Below are 25,102 nucleotides of genomic sequence, written 5' to 3'. Positions count from 1 at the left end.
GACGTCATCGCTCTTGTAGGATGGGTAGAGCGCAGCGAAACCCATCGGGCTTGAGCACGCGCTGCAAGATGATGGGTTTCGCTGCGCTCTACCCATCCTACGAAGATGTCACGCCACCGCCGCGTCCGGGATGCGCGCGGCTTCCATCGGCACCTTGCCGCGGATCAGGTCCGAGGCGCGGTCGGCGATCATCATCGTGGAGGCGTTGAGGTTCGCCGAGATCATGCGCGGCATGACCGAGGCGTCGATGACGCGGAGGCCTTCGAGGCCGTGGACGCGGAGCTGGTCGTCGACCACGGCCCAGGTGGAATCCGCCGGGCCCATGCGGCAGGTGCAGCCGGGGTGGAAGGTGGTGGTGCCGCGCTCGGTGGCGGCGTGCAGGAATTCGTCGTCGGTGTTGACGTTGGGGCCGGGGAAATCCTCGTAGGCGTAATAGGGCGAGAGCGGTGCGGACTTCAAAAGGCGCCGCGCGAGCTTCATGCCGCCGACGATGACACGGCGGTCGAGCTCGGCGTCGAGATAGTTGGTCTGGATGATCGGCGGCGCGAACGGATCAGAGGAGCGGATGCGGACATAGCCGCGGCTCTCCGGGCGCTGCTGCCAGGAGGCCACGGTCATGCCGGGCTCGTCCTCGAGCTGGCCCTGCACGCCTTCTTTGTAAGAAGCCGGCGTGAAGGTGAGTTGCAGATCGGAGCTCTCCGCGCTCTCGCCGGAGTGCCAGAAGCAATAGACCATGGTCGGCGACAGCGACAGCAGGCCGCGCCGCGCGGTCGCCCATTTCAGCGCTTCGATCCAGAGCGAGAAGCCGCGGCGGAGCTCGTTGATGGTCTTGATGTCCTTGACGCGCGCCACCGTGCGTGGGGCGTAGTGATCCTGAAGGCCCTCGCCGACCGGCAGCGCGTGACGGACGGCGATGCCGTGCTGCTGCAACAGATCGGGCGAACCGATGCCGGAGAGCTGCAGCAGCTGCGGTGAATTATAAGTGCCGCCGGAGAGGATCACTTCCTTGTTGGCGCGCACCTCCACCGGCGTGCCGCCGCGGCCGCCCTTGGTGTAGCGCACGCCGACCGCGCGCTTGCCCTCGAAGATGATCCCGGTCGCATGCGCGTGCGTATGCACATGCATGTTGGGCCGCTTCATCGCGGGCTTGAGGAACGCGGTCGAGCCGGAAACGCGCAGGCCGTTCTCGATGGTGCGTTGGCAGTAGGAGACGCCTTCCTGCTTCGCGCCGTTGTAGTCGGGGTTGCGGGGGATGCCGAGTGAGACAGCACCTTCCATGAAGGCCTCGCAGAGCGGATCGCGCCAGTCCATGGTGGTGACGGTGAGATTGCCGTCGCGGCCGCGAAAATTGTTGTCACCCTCGCCGACCCGCTTCTCCAGCCGCTTGAAGTAAGGCAGCACGTCGGCATAACCCCAGCCGCGATTGCCCATCTGCGCCCAGGTGTCGAAGTCCATGCGCTGGCCGCGGTTGTAGATGTGGCCGTTAATCGAGGACGAGCCGCCGAGCGTCTTGCCGCGCGGCGCGTAGATGCTGCGGCCGCCGGTGTAGGGTCCGGGCTCCTGCTGGTAGGCCCAGTTGATGCTCTTCATGTGGAAGGTCTTGATGAACCCCGCCGGCAGATGAATGTAGGGGTGCCAGTCGCTCGGGCCCGCCTCGAGCACGCAGACGCTGATATCAGGATCTTCGCTGAGCCGGCTGGCGAGCACGCAACCGGCGGAGCCCGCGCCGACGATCACATAATCAAATCTATCCATGGTCCCTCGGCCGCCCCTAGCGCGGCTTGTCGTTGAGTTGAAATTCCAGATGCGCCTGCACCGTCGGCCATTCGGCGGCGGTGATGCTGTAAACAACGGTATCGCGCAACGTGCCGTTCGGCGCGATTTGGTGGCTGCGCAGAATGCCGTCCTGCTTGGCGCCGAGGCGCTCGATGGCGCGGCGGCTCTGATGGTTGAAGAAATGCGTGCGGAACTCGACCGCGATGCAGTTCAGCGTCTCGAAGGCGTGCCGGAGCAGCAGCAGCTTGCACTGCGTGTTGAGTGGGCCGCGCTGCGCACTCTTGCCGTACCAGGTCGAGCCGATCTCGACGCGGCGGTTGGTGGCATCGATGTTCATGTAGGTGGTCATGCCGACGATGCTGCCGCCTGCGTCGAACACGGTGAAGGGCAGCATCGAGCCGGCAGCCTGCAGGCCGAGGCGGCGGTCGATCTCCTTGCCCATGTTCTCCGGCAGCGGGATCGCGGTGTACCAGAGCTTTGACAGCTCGCCGTCCTTGACGGCCTCGACCAGCCCCTCGCGATGAGCATGCGACAGCGGCTCGAGACGGGCGTGCTGTCCGCGCAGGGTGATGGGATCAGGCCAGGGCATTGTATCGTTCCTCATGAATGTCATTCCGGGGCGGCTCAAAGAGCCGAACCCGGAATCTCGAGATCCCGGGTTCTATGCTCCGCATAGCCCCGGGATGACAATCGCGTTTTTCGCGATTGTCACTTATTCAAAAAGTTCAACGGCAAACCGCCGCGCGGCCAGTCCATGGCGACGAGCTCGCCCTTGCCCGACAGCGTGATGTAGGCGGTCTTAAGTTCAGGGCCGCCGAAGGCGATGTTGGTGGTGACGCGGTCGCCGGTGGGCACCTGCTCGACCAGCGTGCCGTCGGGCGCGATCACCGAGATGCAGCCGGACACGAGGGTTGCGACGCAGACATTGCCATTTGCCTCCACCGCGAGCGAGTCGAACATCTGGTAGCCGCCGAGGCCGCAGATCGGCTTGCCGCGCTCGCCGCGATAGATCGCGTCGCGCGGTTTCAGCGTACCCGGCGCGGAGAGCTCATAGGCCCACAGCCGCCCGGTCGGCGTCTCCGCGATGTAGACGGTGTTCTCGTCCGGCGACAGCCCGATGCCGTTGGCCGGCAGCACGCCATGCACGATTTCGACGATCTCGGTCATGCCGGGCTTGAGGTAATACATGCCGCCGACATCCATCTCGCGCGCGCGGCGCTTGCCGAGATCGGAGAACCACAGGCCACCCTGCTTGTCGAACACCAGGTCGTTCGGCCCGCGCAGATCGTGCTCGCCGCATTTCGTGACGACGGTCTCGACCTTGCCGGATTGCAGGTCGACGCGCTGGATCGAGCCGCCGAGATAATCGTCCGGCTGCGGGCCGGGCATGATCATGTTGCGGGTCGGGATCCAGGAGAAGCCGCCATTGTTGCAGATGTAGATCTTGCCGTCGGGGCCGAGCGCGGCGCCGTTCGGGCCGCCGGGGACCTTCGCCACGATCTCCTTGCGGCCGTCGGGGTAGACGCGGGTCAGGCGCTGGCCGCGGATCTCCACCAGCACCACCGAGCCGTCCGGCATCACGACCGGCCCTTCGGGAAATTCGAGGTCGGTGGCGAGGACGCGGACGTTGGACATGGAGACCCTCCCGGCTGCTTGTTATGGCTTGCACGGGATCTCCGGCACGGGCCCCACACGCAAGATTTGCCTGCGGTTATGACAAAGTCACCGGGGCTTGCCAAGCAAGCGGGACGGTATGCCAGCGTTGCGCTGCAAGGCGCGATGAGGGTCATCGCGCCTTGCGTTATTGTTTGAGCATGATCTTTTCGGAAAACCGCTGCGCACTTTTCCGGATCATGCTTACTCCCTCACTGGTATCCAAATCTCGAAGCCGCCATTGCCGGTCGCGGGGTCGAATTTCTCGTCGTAGCGCTCGAAATTCGGCGCATCGGCGGCCTTCAGGCCCGAGGCCGGCAGCCACTGATTCCAGATCGTGTTGACGGTGCGGCGGATCGAGGCGACGTGCTCGGTGTGGGTGAACACCGCATAGCGCTGCTCGGGGATGCGGATGCGACCGAAGCGGCGCGGCAGGTCGGAGAAATCGGCGACCTCGACGCCGGCGATGTAGTCGAAATTGCCGGCATCATCGCCGTTGGAGCAGACGCCATAGGCAACGTTCCCGACCCGCGCGGGAATGTCGGCAACCTCCTGATGAAAGCGTTGCCACAGGCTCGGGATGATGGCGCCATTGTCGCAGGAGATGCGCTCAGTGGGGCCGGCGACGAGGAAGGCCTTTGCGGTTTCGAAACGCGGTGCAGCAAGGTTGTCGGATATGGTGGAGTCCATGAGGATCGGCTCCCGTAGCTGGAGATGACCGGTGCTGGTCGCCGTCCGCACCGCTTCGGGCGTGGTGCCGAACTGGTCGCGGAACGCGCGGGTGAATGCCTCGTGCGAGCCGTAGTCCGCCTCCAGCGCCAGCGACAGGATGTCGGGCGCGCCGTTCGCCAGGCTGCGCGCGGCCTCCGTCAGCCGCCGCGCGCGCACGTAACGCATCGCCGGCAGGCCGGTGGCTGCGGCAAACGCACGCACCAGGTGGAACCGCGACACGCCGGCGACCGTAGCGATCTCGTCGAGCGTCATCGGCTCGGCCAGATGGCTCTCGATGTACCAGAGCGCGCGCTGGGCTGGGTTCATGGTCGGACCCTCGTTCGAAGCAAGGCCATGATGCACGGAAGACCGCCGGCTTCGCTTGATCGGCGTTGCGGTCCTCAAGGAGGATAACGCCGGAACAGCCACTGGCAACGTCCGGGGGTTCGTAGCTACATTCGCAAATCCGCTCACAAGAAAGCAGGAGGAACCGCCGCATGAAGATCACCGATGTGCGGGCGCACCATATCCGCATCCCCTATGACGCCGGTGTTGCGAGCTTCCGCCAGGGCGCCTCCGCCATCACCGCACTCGACATGGTGATCGTCGAGGTCACGACCGATGCCGGGCTGACCGGCTGGGGCGATGCCTTCGGCTATGTCTCCCCGCGCACCACGCGCAGCGCCGTCGAGGAGATGATCGCGCCGCAGGCCATCGGCCTGGAGGTTCCTGACGCTGCCGGCATTCCCGCGGTGATGGAGCAGATCCAGCGCAATCTGCATCTGTTCGGCCGTTACGGCATCACCATGTTCGCGATCTCCGGCCTCGACATCGCGCTGTGGGACCTCGCTGCGAAGAACAAGGGCGTGCCGCTGCACCGCCTGCTCGGCAAGATCAGGCGCCCGGCCATTCCCGCGTATGCGAGCCTGCTGCGGATCGGCTCGCCCGACAACATCGCCGGCGAATGCAGGAAGGCACTCGCGCTCGGCTACGGCGCGATCAAGCTGCACGAGACCACGGCGCCTGCGGTGTTCGCCGCGCGCGAGGCGATCGGCCCCAACATTCCGCTGATGGTCGACATGAACTGCCCACTGTCAGGCGAGCAGGCGATCGCATTCGCGAAAGCATGCCGCGCCGCGCAGCCGATGTTCCTGGAGGAGCCGGTCTGGCCGCCGGAGGATTTTGCCACACTCGCCGACGTTCGCAGCAGGGGCGGGCTCGGCATCGCCGCCGGCGAGAATGCCTGCACCGAATATCAATTCCGCCAGATGATGGATGCGGGCGCGGTCAGCCACGCCCAGCCGTCGGTAATCAAGGTCGGCGGCATTACGGAATTCCTGAAGGTCGCGGCGCTGGCGGATCGGCTCGGCGTCAAGATCGTCCCGCACTCCCCGTATTTCGGCCCGGGCCTGCTGGCGACGCTGCACCTGCTCGCAACACGCGACGACGGGCTGGTCGAGATGTTCTACCTCAAGCGCGAAGCCTGCCTGTGGGGCGGCCGTGCCGATGTCGATGCCACCGGCCATGTCGCGGTGCCCTCGGGGCCCGGACTCGGCTATGAGCCTGATCGCGGGGTGATGGAGCGCTATCGCGTGGCGTGAGCGCCGCGCTTATTTCGCGGCGTCCTTCGGCGGCGGCGCATCCTGCTTCTTCTTCAGATCCTCGGCGGTCTTCGCCTGCGCGGCCTGGAGATCACTGATCGTCTTCTGCAGGCCGGCGATGCCAGTCTTCAGCGCGTCGATCTGGCGACCCGCCGCATCCAGCTTCTGCTGGTGGTCCAGGTTGAGCTTGGTGATCGTCTTCTGGAGGAAGTCGACATTGCTCTGGAGACAGCTGGTGCGGCGCTCCATGGTCTTCTCGACAGTGCAGATCTCGATGCCCGGCACGTCCTGCGCGCGGAGCGGTGCAACCGCCAGCGTGGCGAGCAGCAACGTCAGGAAATAAACGCCGGCGCTTCGAAGCGGCATGCGGGGTTCCTCGCCAAATAATCACGGCAATGTGCGCCGATTGTGCGCAGCAGCCGAAGGCTACCACACTCGTACCGCATTCTCGCGTTGAGCTTGGCTTGTTCCCCAGGGACGGGGAGCAGTGAACCGCACGCGAAGGAAGTGGGCGCACTTTCGCGGCTTTGTTTAGGGGAGATTTTTGCAATGGCAACGCGTGATAGACGTCTGGCGGAGTTCGATGGCGCCGGAGAACCGCCACCCGGCCTGCCGGTCGAAGTGCTGTGCGAGGATCACAGCGGCACGTATCAGCTGCCGTTCGCCTGCCGTTATGTCGGAGGACGCTGGCAGAACCACGAGGCCGGCATCGCGGTCGAAGCGACCGTCATCGGCTGGCGCCTGCCGCGGGTGAAGCACTCGGGCGTCGCCTGACCGCGACTTGTGTTCCAAAACGCGACGGGGCCGCGCTCCGCCTTAACCAACGGAACGCGGCCCGAACGAATCACGTCCGAATCAGCGGAGCGGGTCCGTACGCAGCTGTTCACGGCTAGATGTCGTAACCAGCTTCGAGGCTCCTACAATATCTGCGTACCATGAGCGGCCGTCTCGTCCGGTGACGAGCGTCAAAAGTTAACGGCTTCAATGACCTGGCTGTCGGGGGCGGCGGCGCGGGCCCTCGCTCCCAAAACAGGCAGGGCGATACTGCTCCTGCCTAATATTCGACCTCGAGCTCCTCGATCTCGGCCGGCTCTTCCCTCGCCGCCGCGATCCATTCCTGCATCTCGGGCATGGCCATGATGGTATCGGCATAAGCCCTCAAGCGCGGCTCGAGCTTGACGTCATAGGTGACGAAGCGCGTCACCACGGGCGCGTACATCGCATCCGCCATGGTGCGCCGCTCGCCGAACAGGAACGGGCCGCCCGACTTCTCCAGGCAGTCGCGCCAGATGAACCAGACCCGGTCGATGTCGGCCTGCGCGCGCGACCAGATCTTGAAGCCGGGGAAGTGGCCCTTGAGGTTGACCGGCAGCGAAGCGCGCAGCGTTGTGAAGCCGGAATGGATTTCGCCGCAAATCGAGCGGCAATGGGCGCGCTGGACGCGGTCATCAGGCAGCAGCCCGGCTGACGGCATCACCTCGTTGAGATATTCGGCGATCGCCAGCGTATCCCAGACCACGGCGCCCTCGTGCCGCAGGCACGGCACCAAGATCGACGACGACAGCAGGAGGATCTCCGCGCGCGCCGACGCGTCGTCCGGCGCGGTCACAACCTCCTCGAAGTCGAGCCCGGAAAATTTCGTCAGCAGCCAGCCACGCAGCGACCAGGACGAATAGTTCTTGCTGCTGATGGTCAGTGTCGCTTTCGCCATATGGCCCCTTCCCTCACGCCTTTGACCCGCACCCCGCCCGGCCGCGGACGTGCTCATTCGCTGAGCTTCCCTGTGTCCTCACCCCGCATTAGGAGCAAGCGATGTGCCAATTTTGCGGGCGGTCCTGCTCCCGTCTGGCTTCGATATTGCATGACGGCAGGGGACGGGGGCATTTCAGTATGATGTCGATGTATTATCAAGCCTTTCAGAACCACATGGATCTGACGGCGCCGTGGCGGGCGGGAGCCTCGTCCGCGCTGAAATTCCTCAATCTGGTGCCCCAGGGCATGTCGGATCAGGTGGTCGGCCGGCTCTCGGCGGCGCTCGAGCTGATCTCGCGCTCCACCCTCACCTATGACCGCCCGGCCTATGGCATCGAGAGCGTCATGGTGGGCAACCGCGAGGTCGGCGTCCGCGAGGAGATCGCCTACGCGACGCCGTTCGGCTCGCTGCTGCATTTCAGGAAAGACGACGTGGGCGAGCAGCCGCGCATGCTGCTGGTGGCGCCGATGTCCGGCCACTTCGCAACGCTCTTGCGCGGCACCGTGAAGACGCTGCTGCAGGACCACGACGTCTACATCACCGACTGGCACAATCCGCGCGACATCCCGCGCAGCGAGGGCCGCTTCGGGCTCGACGACTACACCGAGCATCTCATCGACTTCCTGGGACAGCTCGGCCCGCGCCCGCACATGGTGGCGATCTGCCAGCCCTCGGTCTCGGCGCTCGCGGCCGCCGCGATCATGTGCGAGGGCAACCATCCGTCGCGGCCGGCGACGCTGACGCTGATGGCGGGTCCCATCGACACCCGCATCCAGCCGACCAAGGTCAACGACTTCGCCAAGAGCAAGCCGATCGAGTGGTTTGAGCGCAATTTGATCAATTACGTGCCGATGCAGTGCCGCGGCGCGCTGCGCAAGGTCTATCCCGGCTTCGTGCAGCTCACCGCGTTCGTCTCGATGAATCTCGAGCGCCACATCAAGCAGCATCTCGACCTCGCCAATCACATCGCCAAGGGCGAGAAGGAGAAGGCCGCGACCATCAAGACCTTCTACGACGAATATTTCGCCGTGATGGACCTGCCGGCGGAGTTCTACATCGAGACCGTGCGCGACGTGTTCCAGGAGCACCTCTTGCCGCAAGGCAAGCTGATGCACCGCGGCCGTCCCGTGAACACCAAGGCCGTCAGCCGCATGGGGCTGATGACGGTCGAGGGCGAGAAGGACGACATCTGCTCGATCGGCCAGACGCTCGCGGCGCAAGACCTCTGCACCGGCGTGCGCGCCTATCGCCGCGTCCATCACATGCAGGCCGGCGTCGGCCATTACGGCGTGTTCTCGGGCAAGCGCTGGAGCAACGAGATCTATCCGCTGCTGCGGGATTTCGTGCACGTGAATTCGTGAGCGTCATCTCTGCCCAAACGACGTCCGGCCGAGGGAAACGGCACGTGCCTCATGCTCTTGCCTGAGCAGCTCGTTCGCTTCCACGAATTCCGGAAGATCTCGTTCCGCCTCGAATTCAGCGAGCACGGGGGCGAGCACCTGGGATATCGCACCCGCTCGGCCAGTTGTCCTGTACAGACGCGCAAGTTCAAGGGCGCTGCGCAGCTCGAAAGTCCTGGTCTGCTGGTGTCGCGCGATTTTCAGCGCTCGCTTGAGGGCGTCTTCGGCACTGAATTCGTCCGAAGGGTCATGGCGCGATAAAAGCTTGCCGCGGACACGATGCAGCTCGGCATCAAGCCAATGCTGGCCGGATTGTCCCGTCCCGGCGATCAACTCGTCCAGGATTTCCAGCCCGGTCTCGACTTCGCCGACCTCTGCAATCGCCAGGGCGACATGCATCCCCCAGAACGGTTCGCAGAGGTAGCAATCGTTCTCGTGCAGCAAGGTCCAGCCGTGACGCATGTCCGCCAGTCCGGCCATTCGGTCGCCGGCACGCCACTTGGCCAGGCCATTCAGGTAGGTGCCCGCGGCCACGTACAGCGGCATCGTGTGGTCGCGCGCGAGACCGAGCGCCAGGATCGTCTCTGTTTGCTGCAACATGCCCCCGCATACCCCGTCGAACACAGCGCGATGAACCAGCGCATTGGCCTGGGACAGCGCCCGTTTTTCTCCCGGAGCACCCACCGCTTCCGCGGCGAGCTTGCGCGCACGAGCGGTGCCACCGAGCGGCCAGAGCACCAGCGCAAGAAATCTCATGATCACGAACGGCAGATCCAGCGCGGAAGCCCTGAAGGTCGCGGGATCCGGTTCGGCACCATAGATCGCCAGCGCCCGCTCGAGATGCGTTCTCGCATTCAAGTAATCGCCGGCGAACCAGCAGGTGACGCCGCCCGTCCAATGGGCGACGACGGCGGCCACCGGCGAGTCCGGTCGTCGGTCAGCCGCGCTCCTGATGGCGTCCGCCAGCTCCCGCATCGGAGCGAGTTCGCCGTGTGTCAGGCAGGCATTGAAGAGCCCCGAATGCACCGGCGCAAGTTCAACGGGGTCATCGATGCCGGCTGCGAACTGGCGCGCACGCGTCCATGCCGCGACCGTTTCGGGAGCGCTGTGGCCGAGGCTGCCCCGCAAGGCACGGCCATATGCGATTTGAAGATGCAGCCTGCTCATCATCCGGCGGGGCTCGTCAGGCAACTGATCGGCGGTCGCAATGGCCTTGCCGAGATGCGCGATCGCCTCGGAATAGGCCGAGCGTTTCAGCGCCTGCTGGCCCGCCTTGCGCCACCATTCGAGGGCGATCTCACCCAGCCCCGCCTCAGTGAAGTGGTGCGCCAGAACTTCCGGCTCGGTCTCGGCGACGACTGGAAACTTCTCGCGCAGGACATCGCCAATTCGCGTGTGAAGCAGCTGCCGTTTGCTCTTGAGCAGGCTCTCGTAGGCCGCTTCCTGAACAAGGGCGTGCTTGAAACTGTAATTTGCTTCGGGCGGCGTCCCACGACGCAACAGCAGTTCGGCCTCTTCAAGTTGCCCCAGCGCAGCGCTCAGCGTCAGATCGTCGCGTCCAGCAACGTATTTCAGCAGCGCGTACGAGAAGTCGCGGCCAATGGCGGCGCCTATCTGCGCCACCTCCTTGACCGGAGCGAGCCGGTCGAGCCGCGCCATCAGCGAATCCTGCAGCGTGGCGGGAATGGCAAGCGGCGGGAGCGGACTATTCAGGCGGTAGCGTCCGGCATCTTCGACGAGCAACCCGGACTCCAGCACCATCTTGGTCAACTCCTCGACGAATAGCGGGACGCCATCGGTCTTGTCGATGATCTGCTTCATCATCTCGCGTGGCAGCTGGCGACCGACGACCACCTGCTCGACCAGCGCGCGCGTGTCCTGCCGATCGAGCCGGTCGAGCCGCAACAGACTGACGTTGGCAAGGCCGGACCAGGAGGGCTCGAACTCTGGCCGGGATGTCAAGAGCACGAGTATCGGCAGTCCCCTGATCCGATCGACCGCGAGATCGAACAGTTCAAGTGTCGTGGCATCGGCCCAATGCATATCCTCGCAGATGATCAGCAGCGGCTGGTCTCGCGCCAATCCCTCGAGCTGATCGAGAAGGGCGGCAAACGTCTGTCGCCGCTGCTGCGCCGGGCTCACGCCGAGGGGCGGGCAATGGTCGCCGGTCGGAATCGAAAGCAGAGCCGCAATGAGCGGTGTTGCCCGGGCGACCTGCTGGGTTCCTAGCGCCAGCATTGCCTCGAGCTTGTCGAGCTTTTGCTCTGGCGTGTCGAGCGAGCGAATTCCGGCGGCGCGCTCGAGCTGCGCGACGAAGGGATGAAGCGCACTGTTGGTGTGGTAAGGCGAACACTGATATCGCACGCGACGGTGCGTCCCCAACGAGGGGCTTTCGGACAGCGTCGCCACAATGCGCGACTTGCCGATGCCCGCTTCGCCGGAAATCAATACGATCTGGCCCCGGCCCTGCCATGCCTCCCGCTGGCGCGAGAGAATGAATTCGATCTCGTCCTTGCGGCCGACAAAGCCGATCGAGCGCGCGGCGCGGACCGCCTCGAAGCGACTCTCCGATGCGGTCGCTCCTTCCACCGCCCAGACCGCGATGGGCTCGCTTATCCCCTTGACCTCGCGGCGGCCGAGATTGCGAAAGGTGAAGAGATCGCCAAGCAGCCGGCGCGTCGATGAAGCAACCACGACCGCCCCCGGTTCCGCCAGGCTCTGAAGCCGAGCAGCGAGGTTCGGCGTATCGCCGATGGTTGCGTGTTCCTCTGATGCATCTCCGCTGATGAGGTCGCCGACCACCACAAGTCCGGTCGCAATTGCGATCCGCAGTTCAACCCGTTCGCCGGCGCCTGTCTTGAGCTGGCGAATCGCAGCGACAATATCGAGACCCGCTCGCACTGCGCGCTCCGCATCGTCTTCGTGGGCGCGCGGATAACCGAAATAGACGAGTATTCCGTCACCGACGAACCTGGCTATGCTGCCGTCATAAGCGGCGATAACGCGCGCGCATGCGGCGCGGTAGGACCGGATCACTTCCCACAGATCCTCGGGATCGAGACGCACCGAGAGCGCAGTCGAGCCGACCAGATCGCAAAACATGACGGTGAGATGGCGCCGCTCGGCATCATGAGGAGGAGCCGGCGATGCGATCAACGCGGCTGGATCGAGCTCGGCAATGGCACGCAACATCTTGCGGCGATGACCGAGCAGGACTCCGAGCTTGTCAAAGTCCTCGTCCATCAGTTCGGGGAGGATGCCCACGTCGATCCCATTTTGGGCAAAACGCTCCGCGTATTGCCCAAGCCCCAACTTCTCGAGCCACTCCGCAATCTGCATGGCTCCACCGATCTTGTGGCTGGCGGTTAGCAGAATTTTGGACCACGGCCGCGCGGAGACAATATCCCAACGCCACCATGATGGCACGCCTTGTTTGTGGGACGAAAATTTAGGTTACTTGGTACCGGTACGGTTTCGATCCGGACACTGCTCGATGCGAACGGCTGCGCTACCAAACATCGCTGGCGCGCAGCGTTGGACGGCAGAGGTTGCGATGAGTCGTCATTGCTCACTCCAGACCTGAAGCCGAACCAACACTGCGGCTCGTGCTCACGTACGATGCCAAGTACACGTTTCCCGTGAGCGCACTTCCTTCATTGCTCGTTCGTGGGTGCAGCGTAGCTGCGAGCCATCGTGCCCGCCACAACTTGAAGCGAAGAACCAATCACCCAACAGCCGGCAACGAAGCCTATCAGGCCGTTAGGTAGATTTTGATCAAGGACAAGGATGCTGACGGACAGAGTTGCGGCAATCGCCGCGCTGAACGTTCCGGCCGCACTCATGATCTCAGCCGGCTCGGAACCATTCCATTCTTCCGAGATGCTCGATGTCGGCCTCCGTGCGACATTGCCGGACAAATCAATACCGACATAGTAGCTGAGAGCTCCATAGAGCATTGTTATCAGCACGATCCAGCCGCTTTCAAACAGTCCGCCTTTCTGACGCAACAGGGTCGCACCCACATAGAGGCCACAAGAGGCCCCAACGGCTGCCAGCCCAATTCTTTCAAGAAGGTGGGCCGACTTGATCAGACTGGAACGGGCGATCCGAAGACTGCCGACGTACCTTGTTAAGGAAACGGTGCTGGAAATTGCGCTGCTTATCTTCATTGGGGGGCTCCTCTGAGTAAGTAGCAGCCTACCGGCCGACCCCGGATAGAGGCTGCCAGGACGCGTTTCTCGATGCCCTTGATTCCAATTTCTGAAAAATCTGTGCTGAGTGATGGGGCTGGCTTGCTCGTGCGCAAGACGAGGAGCCAATCCAAAGCTGCGAGCACGCGGCTGCGCAGGCATTGCATCTCACCCGCATTGTCAATGAGGTCCGGGTGCGGCAATTTCTTGCGGGAGTGGTAGTTCAGAATAAGAGTGATGGAGTATGAAGCGGTTCACATACCGCTGTTTTCCTGTCGCTCCATCCGGTCACAATTTCCGGAGGACGCGTAAAGCTCGCAGTCAGGCCGACCACTCCTCGCCCCACACCTGCACCACGTGTCCCGGCGACACTTCGCGGTACTGGCGAGCCGGCGGCTGGTAATCCGGCGCGCGCACCGGGCTTCTGATCTCGTCGTTGGAGGCTTCACGCTTCGTGCCGCGACGCGACGGGTCGGGCACCGGCACGGCGGCCATCAGCTTCTTCGTGTAGGGATGCTGCGGATTGCCGAACACGGAAGCGCGCGGGCCGATCTCGACGATCTCGCCGAGATACATCACCGCGACGCGGTGGCTCATCCGCTCCACCACGGCGATGTCGTGGGAAATGAAGAGATAGGCAAGGCCCATGCTGGCCTGAAGGTCGAGCATCAAATTGACGACCTGCGCCTTGACCGAGACGTCCAGCGCGGACACCGCCTCGTCGGCGACGATCAGCTTCGGACCGAGCGCGAGCGCGCGCGCGATGCAGATGCGCTGGCGCTGGCCGCCGGAAAATTCATGCGGGAAACGCGCGGCCATGTCGGCGGTGAGACCGACACGCACGAGCAGGTCGGCGACCTTGTCGCGGGCCTGTGCGGCCGTGGCGAGCCCGTTGGCGAGCAGGGGCGCAGCGATCGCCGTTCCCACCGACATGCGCGGATTGAGGCTCGCGAACGGATCCTGAAACACGATCTGCATGTGCTTGCGGAAATCGCGCAAGGTGCGGCCGTTCATGGCGAGCACGTCCTGGCCGTCGATCAGGACGGTGCCGCTGTCGGGCTCCGTCAGCTTCAGGATCGAGCGGCCCGTCGTCGACTTGCCGCAACCGGACTCGCCGACCAGCGCCAGCGTCTCGCCGGCGCGCAGCGTGAAGGAGACGTTCTCGACTGCGTGAACACGGCCGGAGACGTTGCCGAACAAGCCCGAGCGGATCGGAAAGCGCGTCGTGAGGCCAGCGACTTCGAGCAGCGGTCGCTCGGCGATTGAGACCGTATCGGGCGTCTCCGCCGGCTCGTCCGATGTGCCCGTCACCTTGTCGACGATGGGAAAGCGCATCGGCCGCGCCCGTCCGTCCATCGAGCCGAGGCGCGGCACGGCTGCGAGCAGCGCGCGGGTATAGGGATGCGAGGGGTTTGCGAAGATGCGCGAGGTGGCGTCCGTCTCCACCGCCTGCCCGCCATACATCACCACGGTGCGGTCGGCGATCTCGGCGACCACGCCCATGTCGTGGGTGATGAAGAGGATCGACATCCCCTCCTCCTCCTGGAGCTCCTTCAAGAGCTCCAGGATCTGGGCCTGGATGGTGACGTCGAGCGCGGTGGTCGGCTCGTCCGCGATCAGAAGCCTCGGCTTGCAGGCCAGCGCCATCGCGATCATCACGCGCTGGCGCATGCCGCCGGAGAAGCGGTGCGGATGCTCGTGGAAGCGCGATTTCGCCGCGGGGATGCGGACGCGATCGAGCAAGCGGACGGTCTCGGCCTCCGCCGCCGCGCGCGACAGGCCGCGATGCTGGATCAGCGCTTCCGCGATCTGGAAGCCGATGGTGAGCACCGGATTGAGGCTCGTCATCGGCTCCTGGAATATCATGGCGACGTCGTTGCCACGGATGTCCTTCATGCTCGCTTCGGGCAGCGACAGCAGGTCGCGGCCGGCGAGTGTGACGCTGCCCTCGACGCGGCCGATCTCCTTCGGAACAAGCCGCATGATCGAGAGCGCGGTGACGCTCTTGCCCGAACCGGACTCGCCGACGATCGCCACGGTTTCCCGGGGCGCAATCTCGAACGAGACGTTGCGGACGACGGGAACCCATTGCCGCTCGAGCATGAAGGAGGTGGTCAGCCCGGCAACCGACAGCACCGGCGCCCGTGCTTCGGCAACAATCTGGTCGGATGCGTTTGCGCCGATGCTCATGCGAAGGCCCTAATAGCCGCGATCACGGTCGACGCGTCCCGGCAAGGCCTCGCCGCGGCGGTGTCGTGCGATGGTATCAAGCACATAGTCGACCGCCGTTTCCGGCTTTGTCGTGCTGGCGATGTGCGGCGTCAGGAGAATGCGCGGATGACTCCAGAACGGATGGCTCGCAGGCACCGGCTCGGGCTCGGCGACGTCGAGCACGGCAGCCGACAGCACACCGCTGTCCAGCGCCGCGATGAGGTCGGCCTCGACCAGATGCCCGCCCCGCCCGACGTTGAGCAGCCGCGCACCGCGCGGCAGGCGCGCGAACAGCTTTGCATTGAGGATACCGCGCGTCTCCGACGTCAGCGGCAGCAGGCAGACCAGAATGTCGGTCTGCGCCAGGAAATCCGGCAAGGCGTCCGCGCCCGCATAACAGGTGACGCCGTCGATCTCGCGCGGCGAACGGTTCCAGCCGGAAAGCGAGAAGCCGAACGATTTGAGCCGTTCGAGCACCGCCTGACCGAGCAGGCCGAGCCCCATTACGCCGACACGCCGCTCGCTCGTGTACGTCGCCGGAAGCTCGCGCCAGACCTGATCGCGCTGCTGGGCGATGAACTGCACGAGATCGCGATGCAGCGCCAGCACCGACATGCAGGCATATTCGACCATGCGATCGGTAATGCCGGGCTCCATCATGCGGACCAGCGGAACATGCGGCGGCAACTTGGTGACGTCGAACTGGTCGACGCCGGCACCGACCGAGAAGACCAGCTCGAGATTGGGGAACGTCGTCGCGATGTCGTCCGGCGGCACCCAGGTCACGAGATAACGAACGTCGGCGGGATCGCCGATGTCAGGCCAGAGCCGGAACGGCATGTCGGGCGCGCGCTCTGCGAAGAAGCGGGCCCACTCCGCGCCGCGCACCGTGTTGGCCTTGTAGAGAACCGTCATGTCACGGCATCCTCAGAACGGGCTGACCGGCGCGAGCCGGCGGCCGTCGATCATGCGCTTGTGGCTGTAGGCGGCGGGATCGACCAGCGGCGTCGAGCCGGTCACGATATCGGCCGCGAGCTTGCCGGCCGCCGGGCCAATGCCAAAGCCGTGGCCGGAGAAGCCGGTCGCAAGGAAGAAGCCCGGCAGCGCATCGACCGGCGAGATCACGGGAATGGTGTCCGGCGTGCAGTCGATCGTGCCGCCCCAGGCTTCCGCAATCTCGATGTCCTTCAGCTCCGGGTTCGACTTGATCAACGAAGCCAGCGCCGCATTGACCAGCAACATGTCAGGTGCGGGATCACGCACACGCTCGGCCTCGAACGGCGACGGCTTGTCGAAGCTCCAGCTCGTGCCGCGCATGACCTGATCGAAGAACGACTTGCCGAACGACAGCTTCAATCCGTTCTTGCGATGCTGATAGGTCGGCCAGAAGGTCCGTGCGTAGCGGAACAGGTCGGGGGACAGCTCGACCGTGCCGCGGTTACGCAGCGCCAGCGTGAAGCCGCCGTCGAGGCGGCGGCGGATGCAGTAGAAGTCGGTGCCAAGCGCGCCCGAGGTGATCTCCGGCGCCGGCGTGGTCCGGCATGCGGTGGCATTGACGAGGCCGATCGGCAGCTCGATGCCGTGACGGCGGCAGAACAGCGACGACCATGCGCCGCCCGCCAGCAGCACGGACTGCGTGCGAATGGTGCCCTTCTCGGTGACGACGGCACTGACCCTCCCGCCGGTCGTTTCCAGCCCGCGCGCGGCGCAGCCCTGATGGATGGTCACGCCGTGCTTGCGCGCGGCCGTGGCGAGCGCGGGCACGGCCATCGACGGCTCGGCGCGGCCATCGCTCGGCGTGAGCAGTCCGCCGACCCATTTGTCGGCATTGCCCGGCATGCGCTCGGCGACCTCGGCCGGCGTCAGCACGGTGGAGTGGACCTGCTGCTCGCGCGCGATCGCAGCCCAGCGCTCCCAGCCGGCAAGCTCGTCCTTGCTCTTGGTGAGGAACAGAACGCCGGTGCGGCGGAAGCCGGCATCGACGCCGGCATCGTTCTGCATGTCCTCCCAGAGCCGCAGCGCCTCGCGCGCGAGCGGGATTTCCTCGCGTGCGCGGCCCTGCTGGCGGCACCAGCCCCAATTGCGGCTCGACTGCTCGCCGCCGACATGGCCTTTCTCGACGAGAGCGACGGAATGGCCCTTCTTCGCCAGATGATAGGCCGCGGACACGCCGATCACGCCGCCGCCGATGACGACGACATCCACCTGCGCCGGCAAGCGTTCGTCGCTGTTTATACGGTTGAGCGGCGGGGACATGGGGCACTCCTGGCATTCAGTTCGGTCGAGCTCTTGCTCGTCATGGGATGTTCATTCGCGGATCCAGCGCATCGCGCAGGCCGTCACCGAGGAAGTTGAAGCTGGTCACCGCGAGCGTGATGGCGACACCCGGCACGATCGCAAGCCATGGCGCGCTGGTGAGATAGATCTGCGCGTTGTTGAGCATGTTGCCCCAGCTCGCGGCCGGCGGCTGGATGCCGAAGCCGAGATAGCTGACATAGGATTCCAGCAGGATCGCCTTGGCGACGTTCAGCGTCGCCGCCACCACGATCGGCGCGATCGCATTGGGCACGAGCTCGCGGAACATGATGCGCAGGTTCGACGACCCGAAGGCGAACGCCGCCACGGCAAACTCGCGCTCGCGCAGCGACCGCACCTGGGCTTCGACGACACGGGCAACGGCCATCCAGGCGGTGGCCGCGATCAGCACGGTGGTGGTGACGAGGCCGGGCTCGGTGAGCGCCGCGAGCGCGAGCAGCAGGAAGATGGTCGGAAAGCACAGCACGGCATCGACGAGCCGCATCAGGACCGCACCGACGGCGCCGCCATAGAAGCCGGCGAACGCGCCGACCACGATACCGACCACCATCGCCATCACCATCGCGACGATGCCGATCGAGAGCGAGACGCGCCCGCCCATCATCAACCGCGCCAGCACGTCGCGGCCGAGCTCGTCGGTGCCGAGGATATGCGCGCCCGACAGCGGCGGCGCGAACCGCTTCATGATGTCGATATAGGTGTCGTCGAACGGCAGGAGATGGGGACCCAATGCCGAACCGAGGACGAGGACGAGAATGATCGCCGCACCCGCCAGCGCAAGACGATGACGGCAAAAGCGCCGCCACGCGGCCTGACCGGGCGTGCGCTGGACAGTGGAGAGGGCCGCAGTCGCCATCGCCTAGCCCACCCGGATGCGCGGATCGACGACGGCATAGAGGATGTCGGCGAGCAGCGAGCCGATCAGCACCATCGTCGCCGAAAACATCAGGATGCCCATCACCACGGGATAGTCGCGGTAGCCGATGGAATCCAGGAACAGCCGGCCCATGCCGGGCCAGGTGAACACGGTCTCGGCCACCAGCGCGCCGCCGAGCAGCGTCGGGAACTGCAGGCCCGCCACCGTGATCATCGGCAGCAGCGCGTTGCGCAAGCCGTGCACCGTGAGGATGCGCCACTCCGGCATGCCCTTGGCGCGTGCGGTGCGGATGTAGTCCTGGTTGATCACCTCGAGCATCGAGGAGCGCATGAAGCGGCCCCACATCGCGGTCTCGACCAGCGCCAGCACCATGGCCGGCGCAATCAGGTGATGCAGCAGGTCGAGGAAGGAGCCGTCGCCGATGGTCTGCCGGTTGCCGGCCGGGAGCCAGCCGAGCTTCACCGAGAACACGTAGATGGTGACGAGGCCGAACCAGAAGGTCGGGATCGACAGCGCGATCATGGCGCCGACGGTTGCGAGCGTGTCGAACACCGAATAGCGGCGCAGCGCGCCCAGCACGCCGATCCAGCAGCCGAGCAACACCGCGATGATGGTTGCCGTCGCCATCAGCTCCAGCGTCGCCCCGAGATGCGAGGAGATCACCGACAGCACGGCCTCGCCATCGCGATAGGATTTGCCCCAATCGCCCTTCAGCATGCGGCCGAACCAGTCGAGATACTGGATCGGCAGCGGCCGATCGAGGCCAAGCTGCCTGGTGACGCGATCGAGATCCTCCTGCGTCATCTGGCCGGAGACGGCAAACTGTGAGAGCGGGCCGCCCGGTGCCAGATGCAGGATGGCAAAGCCGATCGCCGAAACGATCACGAGCAGCATGATCGCCTGTGCCAGGCGATTGGCGACGTAGCGGGCCATCTCAGGCGATCCAGCCGGCCTGAGACATCAGGCCCAATACCATTCGCGCATGTTCCAGCTGTTGATCGACATGTTGATGTTGGGACGGAAGCCTTGCAGCCCCTCCTTGATGCCCTCGGCGATGAAGCTCTGAAACAGCGGCAGGATCGCGAGGTCGTTGCGGATGAGCTTCTGCAGCTCACCATAGGTCGCCTTGCGCTGCGCCAGGTCGAATTGCTTGGCGCCTTGGGCCAGCAGCCGGTCGGCCTCCGCACTCTGATATTGATAGGTGTTGTAGCCGCGGCCGCCCTTGGCGGGGATGGCACCGGAGCCGAAGCGCGGCGTCACGTCGGGGTCGCTGCCCAGCATGAAGTTCACGCCGACGATCACCGAATTGAACTTCGATTGCTGCCAGAAGTCGCCCCAGATCACGGCCGCCGGCATGTTGTTGACGCGCATCGTTGCGCCAATGGCGCGCCAGTCCTGGATCAGGAGCTGCTGGCACTGCTCGCGCACCGCACTGCCCGCCGTCGTCGAATTGGTGAATTCGAGCTTGACGCCGCCCTTCTCGCGAATGCCGCTGGAGCCGCGAACCCAGCCCGCAGCGTCGAGCAGCGCATTGGCCTTGGCTGGATCGTATTTGTGCTGCGGCAGCCCCTGCTGGAACGACCAGGCCTGCTGCGGCACGAAGCTCTCGGTCTGCGTCGGCAGGCCGTAATAGAGCGCATCGATGATCGCCTGCTTGTTGATGCCGAGATAGAGCGCCTCGCGCACAGCACGGTCGGCGAAGGGACCAAAGTCGAGGTTGGGCGCGATGTGCTCCACCGACGAGGTCGAAGAGACGAAGATCTTGCGGCCCTTCAGCGTCTTCGCCTCCTGCACGAAGTTCGGCAGGATGCCTGCAAGGCCCGTGTAGTCGACCTGGCCGGTGCGGAACTGGGTGTAGAGCACGGTGAGATCGGGGATGTATTTGAAGACCACGCGTTCGACGTACGGTCCCTTGCCGTGATAGAAGGTGTGGGCATTCAACTGGATATGATCGCCGGGCACGCGCTCGCCCCAGCGGAATGGGCCGGTACCGACCGGCGCATTGTGGAACGGCGAAGCGTTCGGATCGGACACCTTCTCCAGGATGTGCTTGGGCACCATGAAGGTGAACGACGCCAGGATCGACATATAGGGCGAATAGGGCGCTTCCATCCGCCAATGGATCTCGTCGGGCGCCACGACGGTGATGTCCTTGACGAGGCTATGGCCGACACGGCTGCGCGCGCGGAAACCGGGATTGTTGATCAGCTCGATGGAGAATTTGACGTCCTCCGCCGTGAACGGCGTGCCGTCGTGCCACTTCACGTCGCTGCGGAGCTTGATCTTCCAGGTCAGGCCGTCGGCCGAGAGGCCGCCATTCTCGAGGGTCGGGACTTCGCGGGCGAGGTCGGGAACGAAATTCCCGTCGGGGTCGATGTACCAGAGCGGCGAAAACACCTGCCACCAGATGCCCTGATCGACCTCGATGCCGGGCATCAGCGGATGAAAAACGGTCGGCTCCTGCGACAGTGCGGCAATCACCTGGCCGCGCGGCTTGCTCGGCGGGCTGGTCGGGCGTTCGGTCTGTGCGAAGGCGCTGCCTGCGAGACTCCATCCCGCCGCGGCGCCGGCGCCGAGCTGGAAGAACTGACGGCGATTCGGAACTCCGAGATGCACTGCCCCAACGCCGAACTTGCCGGTGTCGCCTGCCATGACCCACTCTCCTTGTCGCACGCGGCACCGTCTCCCGCGCCCCCGAGACCCCGGCAAGGGACAAGGAGTGGGCTTTAGTGCTTCTAAATTTTTCGATCAAAAGTTCATCATGACTAAATACAGCTGTCAATCACATTGCTAGTATGCGCGACCTTTTCACTGTGACTGAACCTCGGACCGATGCGGTCGCGGGGTGAGACGATGCATGGGAGAGCGACATGGATGGTCGCGGCGATACGAACGGCACCAAGGACGCCCCGGCAGTCGAGGCCGACGATGCGGTCGACCAGCGCCTCGGCGAGACCGTGCGGCTGCTGCGTCAGCGCGCCGGGCTCTCGATCCAGGACGTCGCCAACAAGACGGGCCTCTCCAACGGCATGATCAGCCAGCTCGAACGCGCGCGTGCCATGCCGTCGATCCGTACCCTGCGCCTGCTCAGTATCGCGCTCGACGTGCCGATCTCCTACTTCTTCGAGACCAGCGATCCCGGCGACGTGCAGCGCTACATCGTGCGCAAGAACGCGAGGCGCCTGCTGCGCCTCACCGCCAGCGGCGTCGTCAAGGAAGCCCTCACCCCCGACGGCAAGGGCCAGCTCGAGCTCTACGAGCTCACGCTCAATCCCGGCGCCTCCTCGGGCACCGACTTCCTCCAGCACACCGGCGAGAAGGCGGGCTATATCCTGTCGGGCAGCCTGCGGCTGTGGCTCGACAACCAGGCCCATCTGCTGGAGGCCGGCGACAGTTTCCGCTTCCCGAGCATCGTGCCGCACATGTTCGACAACCCGACCCAGCAGGTGGCGCGCGCAATCTGGGTGACGACGCTGCTCCAGACCGATTCGCCGGCAGGTTGAGGCACGGGCACTGTTCCCGGCGCCCCCGGTGCCGCAAATTGACCCTCGACGGAGAGCCGGGCAGTCTGTAGCTGACATGATGCCGGCTCGTCGACTGCGCGGCGGGCGGTTCGCGGCTGACGTCCTTGGTGCGACATGAAACTCAGGAGGCTTCTGACTCTCGCGATGACCGCGCAGGTCGTCGTGACCGCCGCAACCCTCCTCGCCTCCTATGCCGTGACCGGAACCGCCGGCGGCTTCGGCGCTCCCCAGGTCATTGCCCTGCTCGCAAGCGCCGCCATTGCTGCGCTGATCGCGCGTCTGTGCATGCGTGCGATCGAGACGACGCAGCACAAGCAGGCTGCCGCAGCCCTGTCGGATCAGACGAAGGCCATCGCCGAGAGCGCGCAGATCACGCAAGCCGTCATCAAGACCGCGCTCGACGCCTTCGTCCAGACCGATGAGCGCGGCATCGTCCTGGAATGGAGCTTTCAGGCCGAAGCCCTGACCGGATGGACGCGCGAGGAGGCCATCGGCGCCGACGTCGTCGACCTCCTCGTCGCCGAGCCGCTCCGGGCCGGCTTCAGGCAACGCATGATGCGGCTGTTGCCGGAACTGTCGCACGCGCCGATCGGCATCCGCTTCGAGGCGAGCCTGCTGCACAGGAACGGTGGCGAGATCCTGATCGAGGCGTCCAGCACGGCACTGCGTCTCGGGGAACGCCAAATCATCAACACCTTCGTCAAGGACGTCACGCAGAAACGGGCCGCCGAGGAGCAGCTGATCCAGGCCCAGAAGATGGAGGCGGTCGGGCAGCTCACCGGCGGCATCGCGCACGAATTCAACAACATGCTCACCGTGATCACCGGCACGATCGAGATCCTCGCCGAGGCGGTGAAAGACAATCCGCCGCTCGCGACCATCACCAAGCTGATCAGCGAGGCTGCCGACCGCGGCGCCGCGCTGACGTCGAGCCTGTTGTCCTTTGCCCGCAAGCAGGCCCTCCAGCCGGCTGAGATCGACGTCAACGAGCTGCTCGAGGAACTGGCAAAGCTGCTGCTGGCGACCTTCGACAAGAAGATCGAGATCGTGACGAAGCTGGACGCCAATGCCTGGCTCGCTTTCGCGGATCGCGGTCAATTGAGCTCGGCGCTGCTCAACCTCGCCATCAACGCCCGCGACGCGATGCTGGGCGGCGGCAGGCTCACGCTGACGACGCGCAACGTGGTGTTCGGCGTCCGCGAGGCCGTGGCGGTCGGCGCCGGCTATGCCGGCGACTATGTCGAGATCGAGATTGCCGACACCGGCACGGGCATTCCGCGGGCCATTCTCGAACGCATCTTCGATCCGTTCTTCTCGACCAAGGAGGTCGGCAAGGGCACCGGGCTCGGGCTCAGCATGGTGTTCGGCTTCGTCAAGCAGTCCGGCGGCGGCATCAAGGTCGCCTCGGACGAAGGCCGCGGCACGACATTCACGATCTACCTGCCGAAGGCCGAGACCAGCACGCTTCGCCCCGCCGGCTACGACGAGCGCAAGGTCGTGGGCGGCAAGGAAACAATCCTGTGCGTCGAGGACGACCGCGACGTCCGCCAATACGTCACGGTGCAGCTCGAGAGCCTCGGCTACAAGGTCATCCCGGCATCCAACGCCACCGAAGCGCTCACCATCGCGGCGGAAGGCAAGGCGTTCGACCTGCTGTTCACCGACATCGTCATGGCCGGCGGCATCAACGGACGCGAGCTCGCCGAGCAGATGGTGGCCGCGCGGCCCTCGCTGAGGGTGCTGTTCACCTCGGGCTACGCCTACGACTCGCAAACGCAGGGCCGTGCCACGACGGGCGCACCGCTGCTGGCGAAGCCGTACCGCAAGGCCGAGCTCGCGCGCATGCTGCGCCGCTCGCTCGACACCGCCGTCGATTCCGCGGGCGATGCGATCCCGACGCCCTACTCGGTGCAGGCGGACGTCGAGGGCTTCTTGCGCCGGCAGACGTCTGAAGACAGCGGCACGACGCGATCGCGAAAGTAGTCGCCTCACACCTAGCTCACCCTTCGCCGCAGCGTCGTCGACGGTGTCTCGCCGAATTTTTCGCGATAGGCGCCGGCCATGCGACCGAGATGGGTGAAGCCGAGATCGAAGGCGATCTCGGTGATGGAGGCATCGGGGGCGGCCTGCGCGAGCCGCGCGTGCAGGCCGGCAAGGCGCATGTCGAGCAGCATCTCGGAGATGGAGGCGCCGAAGTGACGGCGGAAGCCGAGCTGGAGCGCGCGGATGCCGATGCCGGAGGCGCGGGCAAGCTCCACGAGGTCGAGCGGCTCGCCGGCATTGTCCGCAAGATGGTCGCGCGCGGCGCGGAGTGCGCGCGGCAGACGCTCGGCCTGGCCCGAAAACGTCCGGATCGCATCCGACAGGCCATGGCGCTGGCTATTGAGAATGTGATCGAGCAGCGCCTCGCGCCAATCGGCCATTGCGACCGGTGACAGCCTGCCCGACGGTCCGAGACGTTCGGCAAGCAGCATCAGTTCGGCAAGGCTGGTTTGCAGGCGGCGCCCGGACTGTGCGTCCAGGTCGATCGCAGGCTCGAACTCGACCGCGCCAGCCGCCCTGCCCGACAGCGCCGCGGCGCGCTGCTCGACCAGACGGCGGTCGAGCAGCAGGATCGCCTGCGCGCAATCGGTCCACATCATCCGGGTCGGGATGGTCGGCGAGAGCAGCGAGGCCGTCCGGCCCGGACTGGCATCGAACTCGCCGGCGCCGGCACGTATGCGGGCCGAACCCGTGAGCGGGATCTGCACCAGGAAGAAGCGCTCGAGGCAGCCGGGATCGATGCTGACCGATCCGCCATAGGCGACGTAGTTGATGGAAAAGCCGTCGAAGGCCGCGCAATTGTGCCGGGCGGAGAATCCGGCCGCGCATGGCCGTGACGGTGTGAGATCGTGGGGGCAGAAGATGCGCCCGATCTGCTCGGCCGCTTCGTCGACATCGTCAGTGGTGACGCGGGCGAAATCCGCAAGCCGTTCGGCTGCAGACGCAGTTGCGCTCACCTCCAGCACGGCTGCGGACATCGTCGACCACGCTTCGCGTCACGGAATTGCTTTAAGCCTATAATAGTTCCCCGTACGCGAAAAGGGCAGC

At 65.2% G+C, this 25,102-nt stretch carries 20 protein-coding genes; 5 read left to right on the top strand and 15 right to left on the bottom strand.

Annotated features, from left to right (window positions below):
• Positions 1-108: 108 nt before the first annotated feature.
• The 4 genes from JQ592_RS33300 to JQ592_RS33285 all read right to left on the bottom strand — a co-directional run bounded on the left by JQ592_RS33300 (position 109) and on the right by JQ592_RS33285 (position 4,467).
• Positions 109-1,755 carry a GMC family oxidoreductase gene (locus JQ592_RS33300; protein ID WP_211406959.1) on the bottom strand — a complete coding sequence of 549 codons (1,647 nt, stop codon included), beginning with the start codon at positions 1,753-1,755 and terminating at the stop codon, positions 109-111.
• Positions 1,756-1,771: 16 nt separating this feature from the next.
• Positions 1,772-2,365: a GNAT family N-acetyltransferase gene (locus tag JQ592_RS33295; RefSeq protein ID WP_211407005.1), complete on the bottom strand. Its 594-nt coding sequence runs from the start codon at positions 2,363-2,365 to the stop codon at positions 1,772-1,774.
• Between the two features lie 119 nt (positions 2,366-2,484).
• Complete coding sequence (locus tag JQ592_RS33290) at positions 2,485-3,411, bottom strand: SMP-30/gluconolactonase/LRE family protein (protein WP_211406958.1); 927 nt, start codon at positions 3,409-3,411, stop codon at positions 2,485-2,487.
• A 222-nt stretch (positions 3,412-3,633) separates the two neighbouring features.
• The gene (locus tag JQ592_RS33285; protein WP_211406957.1) at positions 3,634-4,467 is read right to left on the bottom strand and encodes an AraC family transcriptional regulator; all 834 of its coding nucleotides are present in this window, start codon (positions 4,465-4,467) and stop codon (positions 3,634-3,636) included.
• Between the two features lie 170 nt (positions 4,468-4,637).
• Here JQ592_RS33285 and JQ592_RS33280 point away from each other — a divergent pair, with 170 nt between their 5' ends.
• Positions 4,638-5,741 (top strand): mandelate racemase/muconate lactonizing enzyme family protein, encoded by a 1,104-nt coding sequence (locus JQ592_RS33280; RefSeq protein ID WP_211406956.1) that lies wholly within the window; start codon positions 4,638-4,640, stop codon positions 5,739-5,741.
• Between the two features lie 9 nt (positions 5,742-5,750).
• Here the strand turns inward: JQ592_RS33280 and JQ592_RS33275 are convergent, their stop codons facing one another.
• Positions 5,751-6,107 carry a hypothetical protein gene (locus tag JQ592_RS33275; protein WP_211406955.1) on the bottom strand — a complete coding sequence of 119 codons (357 nt, stop codon included), beginning with the start codon at positions 6,105-6,107 and terminating at the stop codon, positions 5,751-5,753.
• 183 nt (positions 6,108-6,290) lie between these two features.
• Between JQ592_RS33275 and JQ592_RS33270 the strand changes: the two genes are divergently transcribed.
• Positions 6,291-6,515: a hypothetical protein gene (locus JQ592_RS33270; protein ID WP_211406954.1), complete on the top strand. Its 225-nt coding sequence runs from the start codon at positions 6,291-6,293 to the stop codon at positions 6,513-6,515.
• A gap of 280 nt (positions 6,516-6,795) precedes the next feature.
• Here the strand turns inward: JQ592_RS33270 and JQ592_RS33265 are convergent, their stop codons facing one another.
• Positions 6,796-7,452, bottom strand: a complete 657-nt coding sequence (locus JQ592_RS33265) for a glutathione S-transferase family protein (protein WP_211406953.1) — start codon at positions 7,450-7,452, stop codon at positions 6,796-6,798.
• Positions 7,453-7,631: 179 nt separating this feature from the next.
• Between JQ592_RS33265 and JQ592_RS33260 the strand changes: the two genes are divergently transcribed.
• Positions 7,632-8,855: a polyhydroxyalkanoate depolymerase gene (locus JQ592_RS33260; protein ID WP_211406952.1), complete on the top strand. Its 1,224-nt coding sequence runs from the start codon at positions 7,632-7,634 to the stop codon at positions 8,853-8,855.
• A gap of 3 nt (positions 8,856-8,858) precedes the next feature.
• Here JQ592_RS33260 and JQ592_RS33255 read toward each other — a convergent pair whose 3' ends face one another.
• The 8 genes from JQ592_RS33255 to JQ592_RS33220 all read right to left on the bottom strand — a co-directional run bounded on the left by JQ592_RS33255 (position 8,859) and on the right by JQ592_RS33220 (position 21,140).
• Positions 8,859-12,233 (bottom strand): adenylate/guanylate cyclase domain-containing protein, encoded by a 3,375-nt coding sequence (locus JQ592_RS33255; protein ID WP_211406951.1) that lies wholly within the window; start codon positions 12,231-12,233, stop codon positions 8,859-8,861.
• A gap of 314 nt (positions 12,234-12,547) precedes the next feature.
• Positions 12,548-13,063, bottom strand: coding sequence for a hypothetical protein (locus JQ592_RS33250; protein ID WP_211406950.1), 516 nt, complete (start codon positions 13,061-13,063; stop codon positions 12,548-12,550).
• 342 nt (positions 13,064-13,405) lie between these two features.
• Entirely contained in the window at positions 13,406-15,274 is a 1,869-nt protein-coding gene (locus tag JQ592_RS33245; protein WP_211406949.1) for an ABC transporter ATP-binding protein, read from the bottom strand.
• 9 nt (positions 15,275-15,283) lie between these two features.
• Entirely contained in the window at positions 15,284-16,210 is a 927-nt protein-coding gene (locus JQ592_RS33240; RefSeq protein WP_211406948.1) for a 2-hydroxyacid dehydrogenase, read from the bottom strand.
• 12 nt (positions 16,211-16,222) lie between these two features.
• Complete coding sequence (locus JQ592_RS33235) at positions 16,223-17,551, bottom strand: NAD(P)/FAD-dependent oxidoreductase (RefSeq protein WP_211406947.1); 1,329 nt, start codon at positions 17,549-17,551, stop codon at positions 16,223-16,225.
• A gap of 40 nt (positions 17,552-17,591) precedes the next feature.
• The gene (locus JQ592_RS33230) at positions 17,592-18,467 is read right to left on the bottom strand and encodes an ABC transporter permease (protein ID WP_211406946.1); all 876 of its coding nucleotides are present in this window, start codon (positions 18,465-18,467) and stop codon (positions 17,592-17,594) included.
• A 3-nt stretch (positions 18,468-18,470) separates the two neighbouring features.
• Positions 18,471-19,421, bottom strand: coding sequence for an ABC transporter permease (locus JQ592_RS33225; RefSeq protein WP_211406945.1), 951 nt, complete (start codon positions 19,419-19,421; stop codon positions 18,471-18,473).
• A 27-nt stretch (positions 19,422-19,448) separates the two neighbouring features.
• A complete protein-coding gene (locus JQ592_RS33220) occupies positions 19,449-21,140 on the bottom strand; it encodes a peptide ABC transporter substrate-binding protein (RefSeq protein WP_211406944.1) in 1,692 nt (563 codons plus the stop codon).
• A gap of 218 nt (positions 21,141-21,358) precedes the next feature.
• On the opposite strand from JQ592_RS33220, the gene JQ592_RS33215 reads away from it, so the two are divergent.
• Both JQ592_RS33215 and JQ592_RS33210 read left to right on the top strand, forming a co-directional pair.
• Positions 21,359-21,991 carry a cupin domain-containing protein gene (locus JQ592_RS33215; protein WP_211406943.1) on the top strand — a complete coding sequence of 211 codons (633 nt, stop codon included), beginning with the start codon at positions 21,359-21,361 and terminating at the stop codon, positions 21,989-21,991.
• A gap of 135 nt (positions 21,992-22,126) precedes the next feature.
• Positions 22,127-23,995, top strand: a complete 1,869-nt coding sequence (locus JQ592_RS33210; RefSeq protein ID WP_211406942.1) for an ATP-binding protein — start codon at positions 22,127-22,129, stop codon at positions 23,993-23,995.
• An 11-nt stretch (positions 23,996-24,006) separates the two neighbouring features.
• Here the strand turns inward: JQ592_RS33210 and JQ592_RS33205 are convergent, their stop codons facing one another.
• Positions 24,007-25,032, bottom strand: a complete 1,026-nt coding sequence (locus JQ592_RS33205; RefSeq protein ID WP_211406941.1) for an AraC family transcriptional regulator — start codon at positions 25,030-25,032, stop codon at positions 24,007-24,009.
• Positions 25,033-25,102 lie beyond the last annotated feature (70 nt).

It is taken from the genome of Bradyrhizobium iriomotense, from assembly GCF_018129405.1.
Taxonomy (GTDB): domain Bacteria; phylum Pseudomonadota; class Alphaproteobacteria; order Rhizobiales; family Xanthobacteraceae; genus Bradyrhizobium; species Bradyrhizobium iriomotense_B.
This window is presented reverse-complemented; position numbering and strand designations above follow the sequence as displayed.